The 23,862-nt window shown below is 70.3% G+C and carries 20 protein-coding genes; 7 read left to right on the forward strand and 13 right to left on the reverse strand.

Annotation, left to right across the window (positions count from 1 at the left end; all coding sequences use genetic code 11):
* Positions 1-10 precede the first annotated feature (10 nt).
* A complete protein-coding gene (locus LQF12_RS16120; RefSeq protein ID WP_231053918.1) occupies positions 11-1,018 on the reverse strand; it encodes an NAD-dependent epimerase/dehydratase family protein in 1,008 nt (335 codons plus the stop codon).
* 146 nt (positions 1,019-1,164) lie between these two features.
* Between LQF12_RS16120 and LQF12_RS16125 the strand changes: the two genes are divergently transcribed.
* Positions 1,165-2,433 (forward strand): Nramp family divalent metal transporter, encoded by a 1,269-nt coding sequence (locus LQF12_RS16125; protein ID WP_231053919.1) that lies wholly within the window; start codon positions 1,165-1,167, stop codon positions 2,431-2,433.
* On the opposite strand, the gene LQF12_RS16130 is transcribed toward LQF12_RS16125, so the two are convergent.
* From LQF12_RS16130 to LQF12_RS16165, 8 genes are all read right to left on the reverse strand, one after another.
* Entirely contained in the window at positions 2,393-3,094 is a 702-nt protein-coding gene (locus tag LQF12_RS16130) for a metal-dependent transcriptional regulator (RefSeq protein ID WP_231053920.1), read from the reverse strand. The two genes, LQF12_RS16125 and LQF12_RS16130, sit on opposite strands and share 41 nt — an antisense overlap.
* A 209-nt stretch (positions 3,095-3,303) precedes the next feature.
* A complete protein-coding gene (locus LQF12_RS16135) occupies positions 3,304-4,239 on the reverse strand; it encodes a glycine betaine ABC transporter substrate-binding protein (protein ID WP_231053921.1) in 936 nt (311 codons plus the stop codon).
* 41 nt (positions 4,240-4,280) lie between these two features.
* Positions 4,281-5,210, reverse strand: coding sequence for an ABC transporter permease (locus LQF12_RS16140; RefSeq protein ID WP_231053922.1), 930 nt, complete (start codon positions 5,208-5,210; stop codon positions 4,281-4,283).
* Complete coding sequence (locus LQF12_RS16145; RefSeq protein WP_231053923.1) at positions 5,207-6,493, reverse strand: quaternary amine ABC transporter ATP-binding protein; 1,287 nt, start codon at positions 6,491-6,493, stop codon at positions 5,207-5,209. The genes LQF12_RS16140 and LQF12_RS16145 overlap by 4 nt, the downstream gene beginning before the upstream one ends.
* Positions 6,494-7,055: 562 nt before the next feature.
* Positions 7,056-8,702 carry an alpha-L-arabinofuranosidase family protein gene (locus LQF12_RS16150; protein WP_231053924.1) on the reverse strand — a complete coding sequence of 549 codons (1,647 nt, stop codon included), beginning with the start codon at positions 8,700-8,702 and terminating at the stop codon, positions 7,056-7,058.
* Positions 8,703-8,720: 18 nt separating this feature from the next.
* On the reverse strand, positions 8,721-9,638 hold the full coding sequence (locus LQF12_RS16155) for a carbohydrate ABC transporter permease (RefSeq protein ID WP_231053925.1): 918 nt from the start codon (positions 9,636-9,638) through the stop codon (positions 8,721-8,723).
* Complete coding sequence (locus LQF12_RS16160; protein ID WP_231053926.1) at positions 9,635-10,606, reverse strand: carbohydrate ABC transporter permease; 972 nt, start codon at positions 10,604-10,606, stop codon at positions 9,635-9,637. Before LQF12_RS16160 ends, LQF12_RS16155 begins: the two co-directional genes overlap by 4 nt.
* On the reverse strand, positions 10,603-12,114 hold the full coding sequence (locus tag LQF12_RS16165) for an ABC transporter substrate-binding protein (RefSeq protein ID WP_231053927.1): 1,512 nt from the start codon (positions 12,112-12,114) through the stop codon (positions 10,603-10,605). The genes LQF12_RS16160 and LQF12_RS16165 overlap by 4 nt, the downstream gene beginning before the upstream one ends.
* A gap of 209 nt (positions 12,115-12,323) precedes the next feature.
* Between LQF12_RS16165 and LQF12_RS16170 the strand changes: the two genes are divergently transcribed.
* From LQF12_RS16170 to LQF12_RS16180, 3 genes are all read left to right on the forward strand, one after another.
* Entirely contained in the window at positions 12,324-13,820 is a 1,497-nt protein-coding gene (locus LQF12_RS16170) for a sulfatase family protein (RefSeq protein WP_231053928.1), read from the forward strand.
* Between the two features lie 81 nt (positions 13,821-13,901).
* On the forward strand, positions 13,902-14,933 hold the full coding sequence (locus LQF12_RS16175) for a LacI family DNA-binding transcriptional regulator (RefSeq protein ID WP_231053929.1): 1,032 nt from the start codon (positions 13,902-13,904) through the stop codon (positions 14,931-14,933).
* A gap of 124 nt (positions 14,934-15,057) precedes the next feature.
* Positions 15,058-16,485, forward strand: coding sequence for a sulfatase family protein (locus LQF12_RS16180; RefSeq protein ID WP_231053930.1), 1,428 nt, complete (start codon positions 15,058-15,060; stop codon positions 16,483-16,485).
* Between the two features lie 30 nt (positions 16,486-16,515).
* On the opposite strand, the gene helR is transcribed toward LQF12_RS16180, so the two are convergent.
* From helR to LQF12_RS16195, 3 genes are all read right to left on the reverse strand, one after another.
* Entirely contained in the window at positions 16,516-18,675 is a 2,160-nt protein-coding gene (helR, locus tag LQF12_RS16185) for an RNA polymerase recycling motor ATPase HelR (protein ID WP_231053931.1), read from the reverse strand.
* A 161-nt stretch (positions 18,676-18,836) separates the two neighbouring features.
* Positions 18,837-20,522: a gamma-glutamyltransferase family protein gene (locus LQF12_RS16190; RefSeq protein ID WP_231053932.1), complete on the reverse strand. Its 1,686-nt coding sequence runs from the start codon at positions 20,520-20,522 to the stop codon at positions 18,837-18,839.
* Positions 20,523-20,529: 7 nt separating this feature from the next.
* A complete protein-coding gene (locus LQF12_RS16195; RefSeq protein ID WP_231053933.1) occupies positions 20,530-21,642 on the reverse strand; it encodes a DUF418 domain-containing protein in 1,113 nt (370 codons plus the stop codon).
* A 158-nt stretch (positions 21,643-21,800) separates the two neighbouring features.
* On the opposite strand from LQF12_RS16195, the gene LQF12_RS16200 reads away from it, so the two are divergent.
* The 3 genes from LQF12_RS16200 to LQF12_RS16210 are packed head-to-tail and all read left to right on the forward strand — an operon-like array spanning position 21,801 to position 23,592.
* Positions 21,801-22,796, forward strand: coding sequence for a zinc-binding dehydrogenase (locus tag LQF12_RS16200; protein WP_231053934.1), 996 nt, complete (start codon positions 21,801-21,803; stop codon positions 22,794-22,796).
* Positions 22,797-22,824: 28 nt separating this feature from the next.
* Complete coding sequence (locus tag LQF12_RS16205; protein ID WP_231053935.1) at positions 22,825-23,220, forward strand: SRPBCC family protein; 396 nt, start codon at positions 22,825-22,827, stop codon at positions 23,218-23,220.
* A gap of 21 nt (positions 23,221-23,241) precedes the next feature.
* Positions 23,242-23,592: an alpha/beta fold hydrolase gene (locus LQF12_RS16210; RefSeq protein ID WP_435531247.1), complete on the forward strand. Its 351-nt coding sequence runs from the start codon at positions 23,242-23,244 to the stop codon at positions 23,590-23,592.
* Here the strand turns inward: LQF12_RS16210 and LQF12_RS16215 are convergent.
* Positions 23,555-23,761 carry a glutaminase gene (locus tag LQF12_RS16215; protein WP_231055634.1) on the reverse strand — a complete coding sequence of 69 codons (207 nt, stop codon included), beginning with the start codon at positions 23,759-23,761 and terminating at the stop codon, positions 23,555-23,557. The two genes, LQF12_RS16210 and LQF12_RS16215, sit on opposite strands and share 38 nt — an antisense overlap.
* Positions 23,762-23,862: the final 101 nt, after the last annotated feature.

Genomic DNA, 23,862 nt, shown 5'->3' on the forward strand with positions numbered 1-23,862 from the left:
GCTAGCCGGCTCACCCCACGGCTGCGAGCGCATCCCGCACCTCACCGGCGTGCTGCTCGGCAAGGTCGACGATCCTGTCCTCGGCGGCGCTGGCCGCGGTCAGCGCCGGCGGGGTCCGCGGCGAGCCGAGCACGTGTGGGATCGCCGCGATCGTCTCCGCGAGCATCGACCCGAGGGTGGCCTCGGGTGCGCGGCCGAGCACCCGCACCGCCTTGGCGCAGCTGTAGGGCCGGTGGAACAGGAACGGGTTGGCGATCCCTGCCTGCGCGAGCGCGGCACCGGGCACCGACACCGCGCGTAACGGCACCCCGAGCAGCTCGGCGATCGCCGCGTAGTAGTGCCACTGGGTCGTGATCTGCGCGCCGACGGCGTTGAAGACCTCCCCGTCGGCGGCCGGGTTGTCCACCGTGGCCAGCACCCACGCGGCCACGTCGGCGGCGTGGACCGGCGTGGTCACCCCGCGGCCGCCGTCGATCATGGCGATCGGCAGCCCGGCGCGAAGCCGGGCGACGACGTGCTCGGTGCGGCCCCACAGGCCTGCAGTGCCGTATCCACGGCCGAGCATGTGGCTGGGACGGACCACCACCGCCCGTGAGCCCAGGCCCTCGAGCACGATCTGTTCGGCTGCCACCTTCCCGCGCGCATAGTCCGAGACCGGCGCGCAGGGCCGGTCCTCGCCGACCGGCGCCGCGCCCACATCGGCGCCGTAGACGTCGACCGTGCTGATCATCACCACCCGCCGGGTGCCGTCGAAGAGCTCGACCAGCTGCTGGGCGTGCTCCGCGGTGAAGCAGATGGCGTCCACCACCACGTCCGGACCGAACGCATCCAGCTCGTCCCGGTGCCGACGGAGATCGTGGCGATCGGCCTGGAGTGAGGAGAGCCGTTCGCTCTGCACAGTCGTGGCCGGTGCGCGCCGGCCCCGGGTGAGGATCATGACCTGATCACCACGGTCGAGGAAGGCTTGCGTGACCCGGGAACCGAAGGCTCCCGTGCCGCCGAGGACGAGTGTGCGCATCGGTGCTCCCGTTCGTCGTGGTCGGACGCTCACCCGCCATCGTGCCCGACGCGGACACAGCGTGCTCCACGTCGACCACGAGGCCGCACACAGTGGTAAGTTCGGCGCGTCGAACATTTGAGTTCTCACCACCAGGAGTGACAGCGATGCGCGCGCCCACCCCCCGCACCGACGCTCAGGCGGCCGGCTCGGCCACCCCGCGCCGCCCCCGCACGAGCGGTCTACGCCTGCTCGGGCCGGCATTCGTGGCCGCAGTGGCCTATGTCGACCCCGGGAACGTCGCCGCGAACGTCTCCGCGGGCTCGCAGTTCGGCTTCCTGCTGATCTGGGTGCTGGTAGCGGCGAACGCGATGGCCGTGATCGTGCAGTACCTCTCGGCCAAGGTCGGCATCGTCACGGGGAAGTCGCTGCCCGAGCTCGTGGGCGAACGACTCGGCCGCCGGGCGCGCCTGGCCTACTGGAGTCAGGCGGAGCTGATCGCCGTGGCGACCGATCTCGCCGAGGTGATCGGTGGCGCCATTGCTCTCAACCTGCTCTTCGGGGTGCCGCTGGTGGTCGGCGGTGCGATCACCGGCGTGATCTCCATGGCGCTGCTTGTGCTGCAGCAGCGGCGCCGGCAGCGCCACTTCGAGTTCGTCATCACCGCGATGCTGATCATCCTCACGGTCGGGTTCACCGCCGGGCTGTTCGTTGCACCCCCCGACTGGGGAGCGGCCGCCACCGGGCTGGTTCCCGGGCTGGCCGGACCGGACTCGGTGCTGCTGGCGGCTTCGATGCTCGGGGCCACGGTGATGCCGCACGTGATCTACCTGCACTCCTCCCTCGCCCGCGACCGGCACGGGCGCGGCCACGACCAGCCCACGATCACGCGTCTGCTCCGCGCCACCCGGTGGGACGTCGTCGGCGCTCTGGTCCTGGCCGGAGGCGTGAACATCAGCATGCTGCTGCTCGCGGCCAGCACGCTCCAGGGGCAAGCGGTCGAGGACTCCATCGAGGGTGCCCATGCGGCCATCGCAGGCGCGCTGGGGCCCGTGGTGGCGACGTTGTTCGCCGTCGGTCTGCTCGCCTCCGGCCTGGCGTCGACGTCGGTGGGCGCCTACGCGGGCGCGGAGATCATGCAGGGTCTGCTGCGGGTGCGAGTCCCGCTGATGCTGCGGCGCGTGGTCACCCTGCTGCCCGCGCTGATCCTGCTCAGCACCGACCTGTCCCCCACCCTGATGCTCGTCCTCAGCCAGGTGGTGCTCAGCTTCGGCATCCCGTTCGCGCTCATCCCCCTGGTGCAGCTCACCCGCAGCACCGAGCTCATGGGCCCGCGTCGCAACGGCCCGGTGCTCCAGGTGGCCGCGGTCGTCATCGTCGCGGCGATCGTGACGCTCAACGTGGCGCTGCTGGTGCTGACGTTCTGGCCGCGGTGACCCACACCGCGTCGGTGGCCGAACGCCCCAACGTCAGGGGGGCTGCGCCGTCGGGCAGGACCACCTCGAGCGCCTCCGAATAGGGGGCGCCGGCGCGGATCTCCAGCTCGGAGCCCACGCCGAGGCCGCGCTCGGCGAAGTGCTGCAGCAGCGCGGGATCGTCGTCGGAGATGCGCTCCACCCGCACCCGGGCACCGGGCTCGACCGTCGAGAGCACGACGGCGTCCGGTAGCTCGATCTGCCCGTCCGGGGTGGGGATGGGGTCGCCGTGGGGGTCGCGGGTCGGGTGCCCGAGGTGGTGGTCGATCCGGTCGACCATGAAGTCCGAGACGGCGTGCTCGAGGGTCTCGGCCTCATCGTGGACCTGGTCCCAGGTGTAGCCCAGCACCTGCACGAGGAAGGACTCGATGAGGCGGTGGCGGCGCACCATCGCCAGGGCGTGGAGGCGGCCGGCGTCGGTGAGGGTGATCGCGCCGTAGGGGGCGTGCTCCACCAGGCCCTGCTCGGCGAGTTTGCGGACCGCGTCGGAGACGGTGGACAGGCGCACACCCGCGCGCGCGGCGATCTGGGAGGGGCTCGCCTCCTCGCCGGTCCACTCCTGCAGCGCCCAGATCACCTTGAGGTAGTTCTGCGCACTCGCCGAGAGCTGGGAGACCGACATGCCAGCACGGTAACAAACATCAGTGTTCGGCTTGGTTGAACTCTCGCCGGCCGCACTACCCCGTGACCGGAGAGACACGGCTGCGTCGGTCTGCGGCAGCATGACGCCGCACCTCACGCATCCGTGTCGCTGCCGTCAGCGAGGCCCGGCACAGCAGAAGGGCCGGCCGACCTTGCGGTCGACCGGCCCTTCAAGGGTTGATCAGGCGATCACTCGCTGACCGAGCCCACGAGGTCCGGGTACTCCTCCAGCCAGGCGCTCACGCCGGCGGCCGGGTCGTCCGGGTTCTCGACCGTCACCAGGTTCTCGAGCTCACCGTACTGCGTGTCATCGAGGCTGATGGTGCCGACGAAGTCAGCCACCTCGGGGAACTCGTCGGAGAAACCGCTGGTGGCGAGGAAGTGCAGGCCCTCGGTCTCGCCCATCGCGCCCTCCGGGTCCTCCAGGTCACGCACGTTGTACTCGGCGTTGGCCCAGAACGGACGCCACAGGGTGACGACGATCTCCTCCTCGGCGGCGATCGCACTCTCGAGCTCGGCGAGCATCGCGGAGGTGGAAGAGGTCACGAGCTCGAAGCCCGCCTCGTCCAGACCGTAGGTCGGGAAGGCGGAGTCCTGCGTGACGCCGGTCAGACCCGCGCCCGGCTCGATGCCGACCACGCGATTGTCGAGCTCATCGGCGTAGTCCGGCAGCTCGTCGATCGAGGTGATCTCGCTGTACTCGGGCACCGCCATGGTCAGCACCGCGCCCTCGTAGTAGGTGCCGATGTCCTCGATGTTGTCGCCGTACTCGTCCATGTACTGCGCGTGCGTGACGTCGGGCCACGCGGACGGGTAGATGTCGACGTCACCCTCGGAGAGGGCGGTGTAGAGGATCCCCGCCTCGGTGAACTCCTCGTGCTCGACCGTGTACCCGGCCTCCTCGAGCTTGTTCTCCAGCAGGTAGGCGGTGCTCAGACCGTCGGTCCACGACGGGATGTAGCCCATCGTGATGGTGCCCATGTCACCATCGCTGCCGGTGTCGTCGCCATCGGTCGTCTCCGAGTCGCCGGAGTCGGTGCCGCAGGCGGCCAGCGTGAGCCCGAGGGCTCCGGCGGCGAACAGGGCGGTCGCCTGGCGGCGACGGTTCATACGGGGGGACTTCATGTGAACTCCTTCTCTCCAGAGGTGTCTGGTTCGAACGGTGGTCAGTGGGCGCCGGCAGTTGCGGGCTCGTGGCCCGCCTCCGCCTGTGCGTTCTGTGCTGCCGCCTTACGGCGCTTGCGGACCAGTGCGCTGATCGAGCCGCCCGTGGGCTGTCCGATCGCACCGGTCAGCCGGTCGAGGAAGATGGCGAGGAAGACGATGGCGAGGCCGGCCTCGGCACCGGTGGCGACGTCCACCGTCGAGAGGGCGCTGGCGACGACCTTGCCCAGGCCCGGCGCCCCGACGAGGCCGGCGAGCACGGCCATCGACAGCCCGAGCATGATCACCTGGTTGACGCCGGCCATGATCGTGGGCAGGCCGAGGGGGAGCTGGATGCCGCGCAGGATCTGCCGCGAGGTACCGCCGAAGGCCTCGCCGGCCTCGACCGTCTCGTGGTCGACCTGGCGGATCCCGAGCTCGGTCAGCCGGACCCCGGGCGCCATCGCGAAGATGATCGTGGCGACCACACCGGGCGGGTAGCCGATGCTGAAGAACAGCACCACCGGCACCAGGTAGGCCAGGGCAGGCATGGTCTGCATGAAGTCGAGGATCGGGCGCACGACGGCGCTGACGGTGTCATTCTTCGCCGCCAAGATTCCGACCGGGATCGCGATGACCGTCGCCACGAGTGTGGCCACGAGCACCATCGAGAGCGTCTGCATCGCCGGCTCCCACAGCTCCATGCTGATCACCAGGAGCATGCTGATGAGAACGAAGACGGCGAACTGGATCGAGCGGAACCAGGCTGCCAGCAGGAGGAACAGGGCGGTCATCACCAGGGCAGGCGGGACGAGCAGGAGCTCGGTCAGGCTCTCGGCCATCCAGCCGAAGCCCTCCTGGATCGCGTCCAGCAGCCAGGGCAGGTTCGCCTTGATCCAGTCGACAGCGCCCTCGGCTGCTTCACCGATCGGGATGCGGGGAAGAAAGCTCATCGCGGGCCTCCGGTGGTCGTCTCGACGTCGGGCTCGCTGCCGATTGCGCTCTCGGGCTCGCCGCCTGCCGGCTCGGGGTCGCTGGGAGCGGGCGTGTCGGTGTCCGTGCTGACAGGTCCGGCGAGGGCGCTCAGCAGCGTCACCCGGGGGATCACGCCGATGAGCGCACCCTTGTCATTGATGACGGCGAGCGGACTGCGGCTCTCGGCGGCGTCACCGAACAGGTCGGCCAGCGGGGCATCCGGGCTCACGGTGACGACCGTGCGGGACAGGCGCGGCAGACTGTCACTGCCCTGGCGCACCGCCTCGGCCACGTCGTCCTCCCAGACCACACCGGCAACCTTGCGGTCGCGGCCGACCACGAGCAGGGAACCGGTCTGGTGCTCGCGCATCAGCTTGTGCGCCGCGCGCGGGCCGGACTCGGTGCCGATCACGGCCACCGGGCGTTCCATCACGGCACCGGCGGTGAGCACCCGGGTGCGGTCGACATCCGCGACGAACTGGGAGACATAGTCGGTGGCGGGCTCGTTGAGGATCTGCTCGGCGGTGCCGATCTGCACGATCTTCCCGTCGCGCATCATGGCGATGCGATCGCCGAGGCGCATGGCCTCGTTCAGGTCGTGGGTGATGAACAGGATCGTCTTCCCGAGGTCGGCCTGCAGCTCGAGCAGCTGGTCCTGCATCTCCTTGCGGATCAGCGGGTCGAGGGCGCTGAATGCCTCGTCCATCAGCATGATCTCCGTGCCGGCAGCGAGCGCGCGGGCCAGGCCCACGCGCTGACGCATCCCGCCGGAGAGCTCCGAGGGCAGGTGACCGCCCCATCCGTCCAGGCCGACCATCCCGAGCGCCTCGTTCGCCGCCTTCTCGCGATCGGAGCGCGAGACGCCCCTGAGCTCGAGCGCGTAGGCGGCGTTCTCGCCGACCGTGCGGTGGGGAAGCAGAGCGAAGTGCTGGAACACCATGCTGACCTTGTTGCGCCGCAGGGCGCGCAGGCCGGCTGGGGAGAGGTGGGTGACGTCGTCGCCGTCCACGAGCAGCGTGCCCGCCGTGGGCTCCAGCAGCCCGTTGACGTTACGGATCAGCGTGGACTTGCCTGAACCGGACAGCCCCATGACGACGAAGATCTCACCGGGCTTCACCTCGAAGGTGGCATCGATGACCGCCGCCGTCAGCCCTTCCTTCATGAGCTGTTCACGGGTCGCGCCCTCGCGCAGCATGCGCACTCCGCGCTGCGGACGACGGCCGAAGATCTTCGTCAGACCTGTTGCCTCGATGGCCGGCACAGTACCCCCGGGTCGGGTTAGATGGATGGTTCACGGTGCGGACGATCATCCGCGTGGTGAAGATGCGGCAAGCACACGATCGGATACCCTCTCGGCTCGCTGCGACTCTCCACCATTGCATGACTCTTCGGCGCTATGCACATTCATACGGTCACGGCGTTGTAACGATCAGGGTCTGGTGGCACAGGCCTGTCACGGCCCCACCGAGGGCGCGCCGATGGCATCCGGGGTGCCGCCATCCGTCTCGTACAAGCGTTCAATGAACTGCTTGGCCGGCGCCTACGGCCGGATCGAACCGGTGCGATTCCAACGAATACCACCAGAGGAGTCGGAGCCCGGTGTCGCTGACGCCCGGCCCGGAGGGCGCCGGTTGAACGCAGGGCGACGGCGCGGTACTCGCCCCAGCTACCGCCACGATCCGGTCAAGACTCGGTGTGGTCCTCCCCACGTCGTCCGTGGGCGCAGTCAGCAGCCCGTTGCTCTCGGTGGCAAGCCCAGGAACCGCACAGATCCTGCCAGTGCTCGCGCACGAGTTGCGGCCGCGGATAGTCCAGCTCTGCGCTCACACCTGCCCCAGGGTGAGCACGGTGACGGAGTGGGGCGGCAGCAGCCAGCCGCCGCCGTCCGCCTCGACCTGGCCGTGGTCGCGGACGGTGACGGCGTCCGGCCGCCCGAGGTCGTTGACGGTGTCCACACCGTCCAGGTCGCCTCCCAGGCAGTGCACCTGCGCACGGCGAGGCCCCTCGGTGCTGCCATCGATCACCGGGTGCACCCGGATCGACTCGTCCCGGTGCCGGTTGATCACGGCCAGGCGCACCGATCCATCCTCGGCCCGGGTGGCGCAGGCATCCACGTACGGCACGGTCATCGGCACCGACAGTTGCTCGCCGCGACCGCTGCGCTGATCGCCTTGGCGCACGTGGGCCGAGCGCGCAGGCCCCTCCACCGCGCACGGCAGCACCGTGCGGCCGAGGTGGTGCCGGTACATGTCCCACACGTGATAGATCGCTGACCGGAACGCCCCACCGGGCCGGGAGACCACGAGACCGTTGGCGTTGACGAGGTTGACGGGGTTCGCCATCGCCACCGGTGCCGGCGAACCGGCCGTGCGGTGAATGGCATGGAAGACCCCGGCACAGAAGACGGCGTCACCGATGGTGCGCGGGCTCCACCGGTTCACGCGCATCCGGCCCGGCCACTCCTCGACCGGCTCGAGCTCGCGTGGTGCTGTCCCGCCGTCCGCACCGGCCTCGGGCGCAGGCCATGACGCCGGTTCCAGGTGGCGCATCGTCCACTCGTCCAGCGCGAGTGCCGGCGGGCGGTCCAGGCCGGCCTCGGTGGCCAGATCGGTCACCAGCTGGGAGTAGGTGGAGATCTCTTGCTCGAAGTAGAGCGACTGGGCCACCATGGCGTCGTAGTCGTCGCCGGCCCACAGGTGGTTGCTGGCTCCGTACAGGTGTAGCGAGACGTAATCGAGGTAGCGGCCGGCGCGGGTCAGCAGCGGCCGGGTCCACGCCTCCTGATTCCACGGGATCCCGACGCCGATCAACCGGATATCCGGATCGACCGCCCGCATGAAGCGGGCGTGCTCCAGTGCGTCCGCGGCGTGCTGCTCGGGTGTGCGGTGGCCCATCTGCCACGGTCCGTACACCTCGTTGCCCACGCCCCAGTACCGGACGTTCCAGGGTTCGTCGCGACCGTTCGCGGCCCGGCGACGGGTCAGGGTGGTGTCCTGCCGCGCGTTCGTGTACTCGACCCACCGCACCGCCTCGTCGACGTCGCGGGCGGAGTGCGCGAGATAGGCGAGGGCACCCACCTGCTCGCACCAGGCAAGGAACTCGTCGGTGCCGAAGCGGTTGGTCTCCACGTCACCCCAGGCCAGTTCCAGCCGGGTGGGCCGCTGGTCCCGCGGGCCGATACCGTCCTCCCAGTGGTAGGCCGAGGTGAAGTTGCCGCCCGGCCAGCGGATGACTCCCGGATCGAGGTCGCTGACGAGCCTCATCACGTCCGAGCGCACACCCTGGAGCAGGCCGGGCTCGCTGACGGCGAGCTCGGAGCCTTCGTCGAGGACGCCGCCGTCGATGTTCCCGAAGAAGGCGGACTCCAGGAAATGACCGTAGATGTTGTCATCGACCCGGCCCAGGGATCGCCTCGAGTCGATGGCGACCACGGCCTCGCGGGCCGGGGCGGACGGACGCTGGTCAGACATGGTGGGGCTCCGTTCGGGTCATTGTTTGACTGCTCCGGCGATGGAGTCGACGAACTTGCGTTGCAAAGCGATGAAGACGGCCATGACCGGGAGCAACGAGATCACGGCGGCAGCAGCCAGACCGGACCAGTCGGTGGAGTATTCGCCGATGAAGGCGCTCATGCCGACTGCCAGGGTGCGCAGCGCCGGTTCGGAGAGGGTGAACACCAGGGGCAGGAGGTAGACGTTCCACGCGAACAGGAAGTTCAGGATGATCACGGTGGCGGTGATGGGCCAGGCCAGGGGGAGCATCACCTGGAAGAAGGTCCGGAAGTGGCCGGCGCCGTCCAGGCGGGCGCATTCCTCGAGCTCCTTGGGCAGGCCGCTGAAGTACCCGGCGTACAGCAACGTCGCGGCCACCTGCCCGCCGGCGCCCAGGCCAAGGATCACGCCGAGATGGGTGTTGAGCAGCCCGATCTGGTCGGTGAGCTGGACCACCGGGATGATGGTGTAGCCCTCGGGCAGGAAGAAGGTGATCAGGAAGATCGCGATCAGCAGCTTCTTGCCGACGAACTGGTACCTGCCCAGCACATACCCGGCGAGCGCACTGCGCACCACGATCAGCAGCACCGTCCCGCCGGTGATGATCACCGAGTTCAGGAAGTACCGGTCGAACCCGACCACGGTCCAGGCGCGGGAGTAGTTCTCCCACACGGGGGTCTCGGGGATCAGGCCCAGCCCGGAGCCGAAGATCTCCGGCTGGGTCTTCAACGAGGCCGAGACCAGCCAGATGAAGGGATAGATCCAGATCAGCGCGGCGATGAGCAGGCCGAGGAAGATGAGCAGGCTCCCCGGTCGCGTCAGCTGCGCCCGGAGCCCGTCGGGGCGGATCGCACCGCGACCGGGGGCCGGCAGGCGCCGGCCACCTGTGGTGCGCTCGCGCGTCGGGGCGCTCACTTCATGCCTCCCGTCGCCCGGCGTGCCCACCGCACGCCGACGGCCTGGGCGACGGCCAGACCCATGGTCAGCACCCCGAACAGCACAGCAGCGGCTGAGGCGTACCCCAGCTGAGGCACAGTGGCGCCGAAGGCGGTGCGGAAGATGAAGATCTCGATCACCTCGGAGGAGAAGGCGGGGCCACCGCCGGTCATCGTGTACATCAGGTCGAACACGTTCAGCGCACCGACGGTGTCGATGAGGGTGATGATCACCAGGAACGGGATCAGCAGCGGCAGCGTGATCGAGCGGAACTCCTGCCAGGGCCGGGCACCGTCGAGCATCGCTGCCTCGTGGACCTCGTCCGGGATGGTCTGCAGCGCGGCCAGCCAGTAGATCATCGTGATCCCCAGCCACTTCCACACCCATACCGCCACACCGGCGTACAAGGAGGTGCCGGACTCGGCGACGAAGTTGGCCGGGGAGTCGAGCAACCCCAGCCCGACCATCGCCACACTGATCGGTCCGCTCCCGTCCAGCAACAGCGTGAACACCACGCCGATGATCGCGCCGGTGGTGACCACCGGCAGGAAGAACAGCGTGCGCAGCAACCCCTTGAACGGGGTCCGCTTCCGGTTCAGCAGGATCGCCAGGAACAACGCCAGACCGACTCGCAACGGAACGGCAAGGGCCAGGAAGACCAGGGAGTTGCGGAAGGAGTTCCAGAACAGGTCATCACCGACGAGGCGCTCGAAGTTCTCGATTCCGATGAACGTGCCCGCATCGGCAAATCCAGGCCAGTCCAGGAACGCGAACCACCAGGAGGCCACCAAGGGGTAGACGGTGTACGCCCCGTACCCGACCAGCGTGGGCAGCAGGAACAGGTAGATCCACCAGTCCTTGCGCAGTCGACGCCACAGCCCGCCCTGCCGTGGCGCCTTCCCTGCCGAGGCGGCCAGATCGCGGCTCTTGTCGAGCGTCGCAGTCATCGTGCGTCGTAGTCGGCGAGTTCGTAGTCGGACTCGGGGTCCCAGTTGCCGAAGGCCCAGGCGTCCAGGCTGACCTCGTCGCCGTCCTCCTGCACATCGGCGATGGCGCGCTCACGCTCGGCACTGATCTCGTCCTTGTACCGTGCGAGACCATCCTCGATGTCGACGTCCTCTCCCGCGAGCATCGATTGCAGCAGGTCGCCGACATGCGGACGGATGTCGCGCATCGCGGCCTGGACCCGCCACACGCCGGGGCTGCCCACCTCGGGGCTGGGCGCAATGCGCACGTCCTCGGCGAAGTTGGCCACGGCCTGAGCGTAGGCGGGATGCACGTCGGCGTCCTCGACCACCTCGAGCAACGCAGGCGGCTGGTCCATCGCGGCAGCGAGCTCGGCCTGGAACTCCGGCGTGGCCATCTGCAGGATGAGCTCGGAGGCAGCCTGAGGCTCCCGCGCATCCGCGGACAGCCAGAAGACGCCGCCCGGCGGGGCGCTGTAGACGGGGTTGCGGGTGGTCTCCGGGCCGGGGATGCGCCAGCAGCCCATGCCCCGTTCGACGGCGTCCGGCTCGTCGACCATCAGGCCGCCGATGAACCAGGGACCCCAGGGGTAGATGGCCCCCTCCCCGGCGGCCCAGCGGGCGCGCGCGTCGCGCGGTCCCATCGACGGCGAGGCGGGGTGGATGACGCCATCGGTCTGGAGCGCTCGGAGGAACTCGATCGCCTGGATGAAGGCGTCGGAGTCCTGCACGTACTCGCCGGTCCTCCAGTCGATCTCGCCGGGCGCGCCGGCGGTCTGGGCGAGCCGGATGGCGAGCGCGTTCAGGTAGGCGGGCTCCTGGCCCGGCACGAAGATGCCGTGCGCGTCGGTGTTCTGGGAGACGCGCCGGGCCAGGGCACGCAGCTCGTCCCACGTGGCCGGCTCCTCCTCGGGATCGATGCCCGCCTCCTCGAGCAGCGCCGAGTTGTACCAGGGGGTGGCATCGTGCCACCGGCTGGAGAAGAGGGGCACGGAGTAGACGGCGCCGTCGAAGCGCTGCCGGCCGTCGTAGAGCTGGTCACCGAGCTCGCTGCCCTCGATGTCGACGTAGTCGCTGATCGGCTGGAACCATCCCTCGCTGACCAACGCAGCCGGGGCGGCGTCCAGCCCGGCCAGGGAGTGCACGTCGGGGAGCTGATTGCTCCGGCGCGCCACCTGCAGCGCCTGCCCGAGATCCGGACCCTCCAACTGCCGTCGCTCGACCGTGATGTCCGGATGGTCGCTCATGTACGGGGCGAAGAGCGCCTCATCGAAGGTGGTCGTCAGCGGACGGAACTGGTCCCACCACTGCACCGTGCCGTCGCCACCACCGCTCGGCTGCTCCTGCGAGCTCTGGCCACCACCGGTACAGCTCGCCAGTGCGCCGGCGAGCAGGCCCGCGCCCGATCCTGCGATGAGGCTCCGCCGACTGACGGATGCCCGCGGACGCCACTGCTGCCCAGTGCTGCGAGTCAAGCGCTTACTGCTCATCAGGACACTCCCTTGTCGTCCCTGCAGGTGGCTCCGTCACGCTGGCGGGCCGACCTGATCAGCGGGTGATGTTTGCGCAAACTTAACACAGCACGGACGACGGTCAAGGGCCAGTTTCCGTTGCCGCTGCACCAGATCTGAGCCCAAGGAGCCGCATCTGGTGCCTCAACGCGCGATGAGATACGTTTGCGCAAACATTAGGAGGCCCGATGACCGACCGCTCGAACATCCTCTTCGTGATGACCGACCAACACCGCGTGGACACGCTCGGTTGCTACGGCAATCGGCACGGCACCTCACCGCATCTGGACGCCCTCGCGGCATCCGGCACGACCTTCGATGCCTGCTACACGCCGTCAGCGATCTGCACCCCGGCGCGAGCGAGCCTGCTCACCGGTGTCCTGCCCTATCGGCATCAGCTGCTCGCCAACTACGAACGCAACGTCGGCTACGCCGAGGAGCTCTCGGACGAGTTCACCCCGTTCTCGCAGCGCCTGCGGGCCGCCGGCTACAACGTGGGGCTGGAAGGGAAGTGGCATGTCGGGCGGCAGCGGGGGCCCGGCGAGTTCGGCTTCGACGGGTCGCACTACCCCGGGTGGCACAATCCGATCGCCCACCCGGAGTACCGGGAGTGGCTGGCGGCCCGAGGGCTGCCCGAGCCGCGGATCACGGACGAGGTGCGTGGCACCTTCCCCAACGGTGAGCCGGGCAACCTGCTCGCCGGGGTTCTGCACCAGCCGGCCGAGGCCACCTTCGAGCACTTCCTCACCGACCGGACCATCGAACGGCTGGAACAGTATGCCGAGAAGCGGCACCGGGACGGCACGCCCTTCTACCTGGCGACCCACTTCTTCGGCCCGCATCTGCCCTACCTGCTCCCGGCGCAGTATCTGGATCTCTACGACCCGGCGCTGGTGGAGCTGCCCGCCTCGGTCGCGGAGACGTTCGAGGGCAAGCCCCCGGTGCAGCGCAGGTACTCCGAGCACTGGACGCACGACACTCTCGACGACGGCACCCGCCGCTGGCTCGTGGCCGCCTACTGGGGGTACGTGCGGTTGATCGACGAGCAGGTGGGCCGCCTCGTCGAGGCACTGCACCGCCTGGACCTGTGGGACAGCACGGCGGTCGCCTTCACCGCTGACCACGGTGAGTTCACCGGCGCACACCGGCTGCACGACAAGGGGCCGGCGATGTACGAGGACATCTACCGGATCCCAGGACTGCTCCGGTTACCCGACTCCGCGGGTGGCCGGCGATCGGAGGCGTTCACCAGTCTGATCGACTACACCGCCACGATCCTCGACCTCGCCGGGCTCGAGCCGGACGCGCACGCCGATGGCCGCAGCCTCCTCCCGCTCGCACACGGGCAGGAGCCGGCCGACTGGCGCCAGGACATCACCGCCGAGTTCCATGGCCACCACTTCCCCTACCCGCAGCGCATGCTCCGGACCCGCCGCCACAAGCTGGTCGTGAATCCCGAGAGCGTCAACGAGCTCTACGATCTGGAGGCGGATCCGGACGAGATGCACAACCGCTACCAGGACGAGGCGCTGGCCGACGTCCGCGCCGAGCTGCTCCACCGCCTCTACGAACATCTGCGGGAGGGCGGGGACAATTTCCACCACTGGATGACGTCGATGTACGACGTCGGCGGCAAGAGCTACGACACCTCGCTCAGCGATTTCGAAGGCGTCCAGCACCAGTAGTGGCGCGCGGGCGGACCGCCGGCACGCAGGTCGGGGCAGAATGGTCCGGCAAGCCGCCCGATGCACCGAGAGGAGCGAGCCATGGCCCGACGCCCCGGCACCGGCGCCACCAAGGGCGCGTCGATGGCCGACGTCGCCCGGCTCGCCCGCGTCTCCGGCCAGACCGTCTCACGGGTCGCCAACGGCAACGCCCGGGTGACGCCCGAGACGCGCGAGAAGGTCGAGGCGGCGATGCAGCAGCTGGGCTACCGCGCGAACGCGGCTGCGCGGGCACTGGCCACCGGGAAGTTCCGCACCATCGGCGTGGTGACGTTCAACCTCACCGCGGTCGGGAACATCCGCATCGTCGACGCCGTCATCGCCGAGGCACAGGAGCAGGGGTACTCCGTCAGCCTCGCCGTCGTGGAGACTCCCACCGAACAGGGAGTACGGGCCGCGGTCCGCGGCCTGACCGACCGCGCCGTCGACGGCATCATCGTCATCGAGGCACGGGTGCTGGACACGCCCAACCTGCAGCTGCCGGAGGAGGTGCCGGTGGTCGTGGCCGACAGCGGCGCGACCCGGACCCACCCGAGCTTCGGGATGGATGAGGCTGCCGGCGCCCGGGCTGCCGTCGAGCATCTGCTCGACCTGGGCCATCGCACGGTGCACCACGTCTCCGGGCCCACGGGATCGCACCCGGGTGCACGGCGCCGCAACGCCTGGCGCACGACGTTGCGGCGGGCCGGCCGCACCGTCCCCGCCCCGCTGATCGGGGACTGGTCGCCGCAATCGGGCTATGACGCCGGGTCCGAACTGCTCACGCGCGAGGGAGTGACCGCGATCTTCGCAGCCAACGACCAGATGGCCGCCGGGATTCTGCACGCGGCGCACGAGCGCGGGCGCCGGGTGCCGGACCAGCTCAGCGTCATCGGCTACGACGACAGCGATGTGACCCCCTTCCTGACCCCTCCGCTCACGACCGTCAACCAGGATCTGGAGGAGGTGGGCCGCCGCTGCCTGGGCCTGCTGCTGAGCGTGGTGAACGGCTCCTCCGACGCCCCCGGACCGCGCGAGAAGCTCGTCCGACCGCGCCTCGTGGTGCGCTCCTCGACGGCGCCACCCCCTCGCTGAGGGAGCACCGAGCGTTGGGTTCTTGACCCGTCTCGATGTTTGCGCAAACATGGCTGAGGGGTCCGACGCTGTCGCCGGACCCGCCCTGCCCCGTCTCGATGCCGAACGCCGGAGGAACCCCGCCATGAGCCGCCCGAGCATCCTCCTCATCTGCACCGATCAGCAGCGCTATGACGCCCTCGGAGCCGCCGGGAACCCGCACATCGTGACCCCGAATCTCGATCGCCTCGCCGCCCAGGGCGCGCGGTTCTCGAACTGCTACGTCCAGGCCACGGTCTGCGCCCCCTCCCGCGCCAGCCTGATGACGAGCCGCTACGTGCACAACCACGGCGTATGGGCCAACGGCGTGGACGTCAGCCCCGATGAGCAGTTCTTCACCCGCACCCTCGCCGATGCCGGCTACGACTGCGGTCTGGCAGGCAAGCTGCACCTGGGCTCCGCCTTCGGCGGCCGGATCGAGCCACGGATCGACGACGGCTTCCGCATCTTCCGCTGGGCCCACGACCCGTACCTGCCCTCCCCGGGCAACGAGTACCACCACTGGCTCCGGCGGCACTTCCCCGGGCTGCTCGAGGAGACCATGGCCCAGGGGCGCCAGGCGATCGACCGGTTGCCGCGGGAGGCGCACTACAGCCACTGGGTGGGTGAGGAGACGATCGAGTTCCTCACCAGCACCCGCGATCGGAGCGCGCCGTTCTGCTTCATCGCCAACTTCTTCGACCCCCACCACGGGTTCGGCGCTCCGCCGGAGTATCGCGACCGCTACGACGCCGGGGCCCTGCCCGCGCCGGTCACCTCGGATCTGAGCACCAAGCCGGCCATCTACTCCGACGCCTCACGCGAGTCCTACGCCGGCGCCCTCCCGGGCTTCACCGACTACACCGCCGAGCAGATCCAGGAGATCAAGGCGCACTACTACGCCATGGTCTCGCTCGTCGACGATGAGGTCGGCCGGATCCTCGATGCCCTCGCGCAGGAGGGACTGGAGGAGGAGACCATCGTCCTGTTCACCAGCGACCACGGCGAGATGCTGGGCGACCACCAGATGCTCCTGAAGGGGCCGATGATGTTCGACTGCGCGGTCCGGGTGCCACTCATCGTGCGCTGGCCGGGCCACGTTCCGGCCGGCGCCGTGCACGAGGAGCTGGTGGAGTGGATCGACCTCGCGCCCACGCTGGTTGCTGCGGCGCAGGCTGAGGAGATGCCCCGCGCGCAGGGTCGTGACCTCGCGCCGTTGTGGTCCGGTGAGCACTGGCCCGACCGGGACTGGGTGCTCTCGGAGTACCGCAACAGCGGTTCGGCCTACGACCCTGCGGTGCACACCACGATGCTGCGCACCCACGACTGGAAGCTGGTGGTCCACCACGGCGCGACGGCCTCGACCCGCGATCGCGATGGTGAGCTCTACGACATGGCCTCCGATCCCGACGAGCAGGTCAACCTCTGGCACGACGACGCCTTCCGGGCCCGCCGGCTCGAGATGCAGAGCGACCTGCTCGACGTGCTGGTGGCGACCGAGGACCGGTCGCAGCCGCGGATCGCCGCATTTTGACGAGGCCACGAGCCCCGGGAGGCCACGCCGTCAGGTCAGCACCACCAGCTCACGGGTGGACCGGGTCATCGCGACGTAGCGGTCCACCGCGCCGGTGATCCCGTCACCGAACTCCTCCGGTCGCACGAGCACCACCAGGTCGAACTCCAGACCCTTGGCGAGCTGCGGCGTCAGCGACTGCACCCGGTCGGTGCCCGGGAAGTCCGGGTGCCCGATCACACAGGCCGTACCGGGGTGCTCGGCCGGCCACTCCTCGACGATCGCCTCCAGCTCCGCGACCGATCCGCGCCGCACCGGTACGCCGCCGGCCCGGATCGAGGTGGGCACGTTCGCGTCCGGCAGCGCGGCGCGGATCACCGGTTCGGCCTCGGCCATCACCTCCGACGGCGTGCGGTAGTTCGTGGACAGGCTCGCCACGCGGGTGCGCGTGAGACCGATACGTTCCAACCGCTGCTGCCAGGACTCCGGGAAACCCTGGCGCGCCTGCGCCCGGTCACCCACGATCGTCAGGCTCGCCGAGGGGCATCGGGCGAGAACCATCTGCCACTCGGCGTCGGTGAGCTCCTGCGCCTCGTCCACCACCACATGGGCGAACGGTCCGGCAAGCCGGTCCCGGACCTCCCGCGGGAGCGCCGAGTCGTCCACCAGCGCCTCCTGCAGGTCCTCGTGCCGGAGCATGCTCATCACGCCGAGCTCGGAGTCGTCGTGCTCCATCAGGTGGTCGATGACCTCCCCGATGGCGGCACGTTCACTCGCGACGGCGGTCGCCCGCTCCCGTTCCCGGCGCACCAGATCCGCGTCCCCCAGCAGGCGGCGGGCCACGTCGAGCAGTGGCAGGTCGGCGGTGGTCCAGGCGCGGGGGTCACTGCGTTGGAGGAGCCGGATCTCCTCGCGGTCCAGCCACGGGGCGCAGAGTTTCAGGAACGCCGGCACCGTCCACAGGTCCCCGACGACGTCCGTCGCGGCCAGCCTCGGCCACGCGTTCCCGAGGGCGTCGGTGAGGGCGGTGCTGCGGGTGAGGTTGCGCCGGATCACCTCGGGGGAGGCCTCCTCGTCGCCGGTGAGCTTGTCGGCGACGATCTCGACCAGGGCGTCCCAGATGTCGGTGAGCGCCTCGTTGTGGGGCACGCTCGGGTCGACGGCGCGAAAGGCCTCGGCCCAGTCCTCGGGCGTGAGCACGATCGTCGCCCAGGGCAGCGTGACGCGGGTCTCCTCGGTGGGCGGCTCCTCGTAGAACCGGATGCCGGTGCGGATGCCGCGCACCATCGCGGCGGTGGACTTCAGCCGGGCGACCTCGGGATCGGTCTCGGGTGCGGCAGTGGCGCCCTCCGGCTGGAGGTCCGCCAGGGTGCAGGTGGCCACCCCGTCCTCCCCGAGGCTGGGCAGGACGTCGGAGACGTAGTGGAGATAGGGCCGGTGCGGGCCGACCACGAGCACCCCACCGCGACCCTCGCCGAGCTGCGGGTCCGAGTAGGTGAGATAGGCGGCCCGGTGCAGGGCGACCACGGTCTTCCCGGTGCCCGGTCCGCCGTCGACGATCAACGCACCGCTGCCCGGCGCCCGGATGATCGCGTCCTGGTCGGCGGCGATGGTGCCGAGCACGTCCCGCATCCGGTCCGACCGGGACGCGCCGAGGCTGGCGATGAATGCCGACTGGTCGTCCATCGCCGCGCTCTGCTGCTCACCATCGCTGCGGTAGACCTCGTCCCAGTAGTCGACGATGCGGCCCTGGCTCCAGCGATAACGCCGCCGGCTGGACAGACCCATCGGATCGCCGTGGGTGGCGCCGAAGAACGGTTCAGCGGCCGGGGAGCGCCAGTCCACCAGCAACCGGTGGCCGGCGTGATCGGTCAGGCCGAGCCGGCCGACATAGGTGCTCTCGCCGTCGGCGGAGACCATCCGGCCCAGCACGAGATCGAGCCCGAACCGGCGCAGGGTGCGGATGCGCGTGGTGAGCCGGCGGATCTCGGCGTCGCGCTCGAGCGCGGCCTGGCCGGACCGGCCGGGATCCCTCCTGGTCCTGGTGAGCCGGTCGGTGAGGGCGGAGATCTGGGACTGGAGCGCGGCGGCGACGTCGGCCAGATGCGCCGCATCGTCGGCGATCAGGGCCGAGTCGGACTTGGCGTGGAGGTGGCCGGGCAGCGCGAACGGGGCCGGGGGCGAGATATCGGCAGCGGTGGCGGTGGGCATGGTGAGGCTCCGGGGAGGTGGACGGGCCGGTCGGGGCGAGGGACGCCGTCGCCGGGACGAAGCGACGATTGTGAGTCACGACGGGGGCCTTGCCGCAAGGCCCCACCTGCGCTATACCTTGGAAAGGGCAAGGGGGCGCGCAGCCCCCGGTGTCGGCCCGATCAGGGCTCGGCGATCTCCACATCGGCCTCCCGCCGCTCATCGGCGGCGCCCCTGACCTGGCCGGACTCATGGTCGACCTCGAGGGCCTGGACCGAGCCGAAGACGGCGTCGGCGGCCGGGACCACCTCGACCGACCAGCCCAGGGCGTTCAGCTGCGAGGTCACCTCGGCAGGGGGTTGTCGCTCGGTCACCAGCACGGTGCCGTCGAGGATGAAGCGCGGCGCCGCCACCGCCTCCTCGAGGGACTGCCCGTGCAGCGCCCACCGGGTGATGACGGTGGCGAGGATGTTCGGGATCTGGCGGCCTCCGGGCGAACCGATGCCCAGGACCGGCCGGCCCTCGGCGTCGAGCACGACGGTCGGCAACGACCAGCTGACCGATCGCCGGCCCGCCTCGGGCGTGTTGGCGGTGCTGGAGATCGCCTCGAATCTGCTGAGCTGGTTGTTGAGGAAGAACCCAGCGACCATGTCACCCGAGCCCCAGAAGTTGGTCAGGGTGTTCGTCATCGAGACCATCAGGCCGTCGGAGTCGACGACCGTGAGGTGGGTGGTGTTGCCGGCCGTCACACCCTGCGGTGGCGCGGGCTCGCGCATCGCCGACGACGGTGCCGAGATGACTTGTGCGGCGCGGTCGGCATTGGCGCCGGGGTCCGTCAGCTCCTCGACGGGGACCTCCACGAAGGCCGGGTCACCCATCACGGTGTTCGCCGTCTCCTCCGCCACCAGCCACGCCCGGGACAGCGTCTCGACGTAGTCCGCCGACGACGGCGAGACCTCCCCGGCCCCACCGGACTCGGCGACCTGGAGCATCTGCACCAGGGCGGCGCCCGGAAGTGCGGGCGCCGCGGAGACGACCTCGTAGTCACCGACCTGGCCCGAGACCGGGTCGGACCGGACGGTCTCGTATCCGGCGAGGGCTGCGGCGTCGATCCCCTCGACCCGGGCGAGCTCGCCGGCGAGCGCGCCCTCGTAGAACGCTCTTGACCCGTCCGCGGCGATCGCACGCAGGGTGGTGGCCAGATCCTCCTGCACCAGCCTCTCGCCCGCCTCCAGGAGAGCCCCGCCCGGGGCGAACTGGCCGAGGGAGCCGACGGCGCCGGGACCGTAGTCGCTGCGCATCCGCAAGGCCAGGAAGTCCGAGACCTCGAAGCCGTCCTCGGCGAGGGCGACCGCCGGGTCGAGCAGGTCCTCCCACGCCACCTCGCCATGCTGCTCGTGCAGCTCGGCCATTCCGGCCACGAAGCCCGGGATACCGGTACCGCTGGCCGGGACCCGCCCGTCGCTACCCACTTCCTCGCGGTAGTCATACGATTCGGGCCGGCCGCCGGTGGGCGCGACGATCGCGGATCCACCGCCACCGATGCCGGAGGCGAACGGTTCCACCACGCTCACCGCGAAGGCGGTGGCGATCGCGGCATCCACCGCGGTGCCGCCCTGCTCGAGGATCCGCATCCCGGCATCGACGGCCCTCGGGTGGGCGGCGCTGACGCCGTGCTCGGCCAGGGCCGGTGGCGGCGGCTCCGGATCCTCGGTGGTCGGCTCCGGTGAGGGCTCCGCCGTCGGGCCCGGCGGCGCCGAGGATGCGGTGGGGCTCTCCTGCGGGGTTTCATCGGGGGCGGTGCAGCCGGCCAGCACGAGTGCCAGCGCGGCCGGGGCGGCGGTCAGGGCGCGGGTGGCGCGTCGCATGATCCTCCTACGGCGTGCGGGAGCGGTGGCGGAACGGGTGATGCATGAGCGCCTCGAACGGTCCGCGCTCGAAGCGGGATCGCCACAGGGTGGCGAGCAGGATGGAAACGGCGAGGATGGCGCCGGTGATGGCCAGGCCGGCCCACGCCGTCGTCGGACCCGGCCGGATCACGGTGGCCAGCAGGATCAGGTGCAGCACGTAGACCGTCAGCGAGAGCTGACCGAGAGCGATGAGCGGGCGTAACCATCGAGCGCGCGGTGCCAGCAACAGCATCGCGCCGAGCACGGCAGTGGCCAGGCCGGTGCCCGAGATCAGCCACAGTGGCATCTGCGAGTGAGCGACGGCCGAGACCAGCCGGTCGAACCCGACCTGCTGCTCGTCGGGCTGTCCGGTGAGCGCCACGAGCAGCCGGGATCCGAGCACGGCGAGCGCGGCGGCGCCGAGACCGGCCACGACCAGCCGCCTCTGCACCGCCGGCGAGGCGAGGTCGCACCGGCCGAGCCAGAGCCCGCACAGGAACGGGGCGAGCCAGGTGATCACCGGGTAGGGTCCGCTGAGCAGGATGGCGGTCAGGATCGCGACCGGCCCGGCGGTGATCGGGGCAAGTGCCAGGTCGAACGGCTCGGTCGGTTGTTGCGCGAGGATCCAGAGGATCGGTCCGACCACGGTGATGGCCGATGCTGCGCCGATCAGCGCCCACCGGGGCAGCCGGACCGCGCCGAGAGCCAGCGCGAAGAGCACGGCATAGGTCGGCAGGATGACGCTGACGTCGTGACTCAGCGGCTGCAGCGCGAGCCCGATGACGATCAGCACGCCTGCTCGCCACGCCAGGCTGCCGGCGACCCGCCCGGTACCGGTGCGGCTGACGAGCAGGCCGATGCCCACCCCGGCCAGCAGGACGAACAGCAACGACGCCCGGCCGTGCGCGGCGCGGATGACCAGATCGGCCGGTCCGGAATCATCCCGCGGGCCGACGTTGACCGCCACCATCCCGGCGATCGCGACGGCGCGCGCCAGATCGACTCCCAGGAGCCTGCCTCCCGCCCTCCCAGGCTGGTGCGCGGGCTCTGTGGCCGGGACCGGGGTGCTGGACTCGGGCGCCGACCCAGCTCTCGTCATCCGCCCTCGGCCGAGTCCGAGTCGCGGCGACCCGGATCCTCGAGCGCGGCGTCCATGCCTGTGATGCTAAGCCACCCACCTGGGCTCTGCCGGGTGATGCTGCCCGCCGGGACCCCCGGCACGGGGGCGGTCAGGGCAGGACACATAGGATCGCCGTCATGCGAGCAGTGCGGATCCATGGCAAGCAGGACATGCGACTCGAGGACGTCCCGGCGCCCGAGCCCGGGCCGGGGCAGGTCGCCATCCGTCCCACCTACGTGGGGATCTGCGGGTCCGACCTGCACTACTTCTCCGACGGCGCGGCCGGCATCTTCCGGATCGTCGATCCGCTGATCCCCGGGCACGAGATGTCCGGGACGATCGAGTCCGACCCCTCGGGACGGTACGAACCCGGCACGCCGGTGACCGTCCACCCCTCGACGTGGGGGCCGCCGTCGGACGGGCCACGGCACACGTGGGCCGGGGGCTCGTTCCTGGGAAGCGCCTCCACCTCCCCGCACACCCACGGGGCGATGGCAGAACGACTGATCGTGACCGTCGACCAGGTACGCCCCCTGCCCGCCGGCCTCTCGCTGCGCACCGCGGCGCTGGTCGAGCCGCTTGCCGTCGCCCTGCATGCGCTGTCGGTGGCGCCGGTGCACGGGCGCCGGGTGCTGGTCTCGGGCTCGGGCCCGATCGGGCTGCTCACCGCCGCGGCCGCCCTGGCGCAGGGCGCGGCGGAGGTGTGGTGCGCGGACGTGCGCTCGGGCCCGCTCGAGCGGGCCACGACGCTCGGGGCGAGCGAGGTGGTCGACGTCTCACAGGCGGGGTTGCCCGAATCGGCCTTCGACGTCGTCTTCGAGTGCGCCGGGCTGCCGCAGACCGTGCACCCCCTGCTGCAGGCGTGCCGGCGGGGCGGGACGCTCGTGCAGGTCGGCAACGTCCCGAACTCCGACCGGCCAGTGAACCTGGCACCGATCGTGTCGAAGGAGATCACGCTGCGCGGGGTGTTCCGCTACGACGCCGAGATCGATGAGGCGATCACGATGCTCGCCGGTAACCCGCAGATCGAGGCGGTCATCACGCACGAGCTCGCCCTCGAGGACGTTCAGGACGCCTTCGCGGTGGCGGCGGATTCGCAGGCCTCGGGGAAGGTGATCGTGCGCGTCGGCTGACGGCGCGCACCGGAGGTCAGGAGGTCTCATGCGTCGCACGATCGCGGTGACGGGCGACGCCTCGCCCGAGGAGGTCTGGAGCCGCTACGTCCATCCCGGCCGGTGGCCCGAGTGGGCCGGCCACATCCGCTCGGTCACCTGCGATGACGAGATTCTGCGCGTGGGCTCGCGCGGGGCGGTCCACGGCCCGCTGGGACTGCGCGCCGACTTCACGGTGACCGAGGTGGACAGCGCCGCGTGGGAGTGGGCGTGGCGGGTGCGCTGTGGACCGATCCGGCTCCGGCTCGCTCACGGCGTACAGCCCGGGTGCGGGGGGAACGCCGGCTCCCGGACATGGCTGACGATCGACGGCGCTGCGCCGGTGGTGCTCGGGTACGCGCTACCGGCCGCATGGGCGCTACGCCGGCTGGTCGCGCTGCGGTGAGACTCGCTGGTGCGCGCCGGGATGTCTAGCCGGCTTGACGCGAGTCCACGGCAAGGCGAGGTTGGCCTCGCAGGGCGAGATCGGTGTGCTGGCCGAAGCCCACAGGGACACAGGACATGCGATACGTCACCGTCGGTGACGAGAGCAGCACGCCAATCGAGCTTGCACGACGAAGACCAGGGTTCGGGTCAGCCTGTCGTGCTGATCCATGGGTATCCGCTGAACGGCGACAGCTGGGAGAAACAGACACGAGAACTTCTCGCGGCGGGTTACCGGGTGATCACGGACCACCGCCGAGGCTTCGGGGCAGTCCTCGAAGGTCGGCCGGATATGACTACGACACCTTCACGGCGGAGATCGACTGGATCGTGAACTCGGTCCCGACGTCCCCCGCGCCATAGACATGGCCGTCGGTCGTGGCGAAGGCCGCGCCGAGGCGCTCGGGGTCCGCCGCAGCGAGTTCCGGGATATACCCGGCAAGTTCGCCCGTTGTCGTCGGTGCCACCTCCGCGAGCGCCTGCTCCAGGTAGTCGGGGATCATCGACTGCACGTCAGGCTCCTCGCTCGGTCAGCACACATCACGGCTGCAATCCCACACGGTGTGGTGAGCACACGGTCAAGCCAGACCGCGCATCCCCCTCC

The organism is Ruania suaedae (genome assembly GCF_021049265.1).
GTDB classification, from domain to species: Bacteria; Actinomycetota; Actinomycetes; order Actinomycetales; family Beutenbergiaceae; genus Ruania; species Ruania suaedae.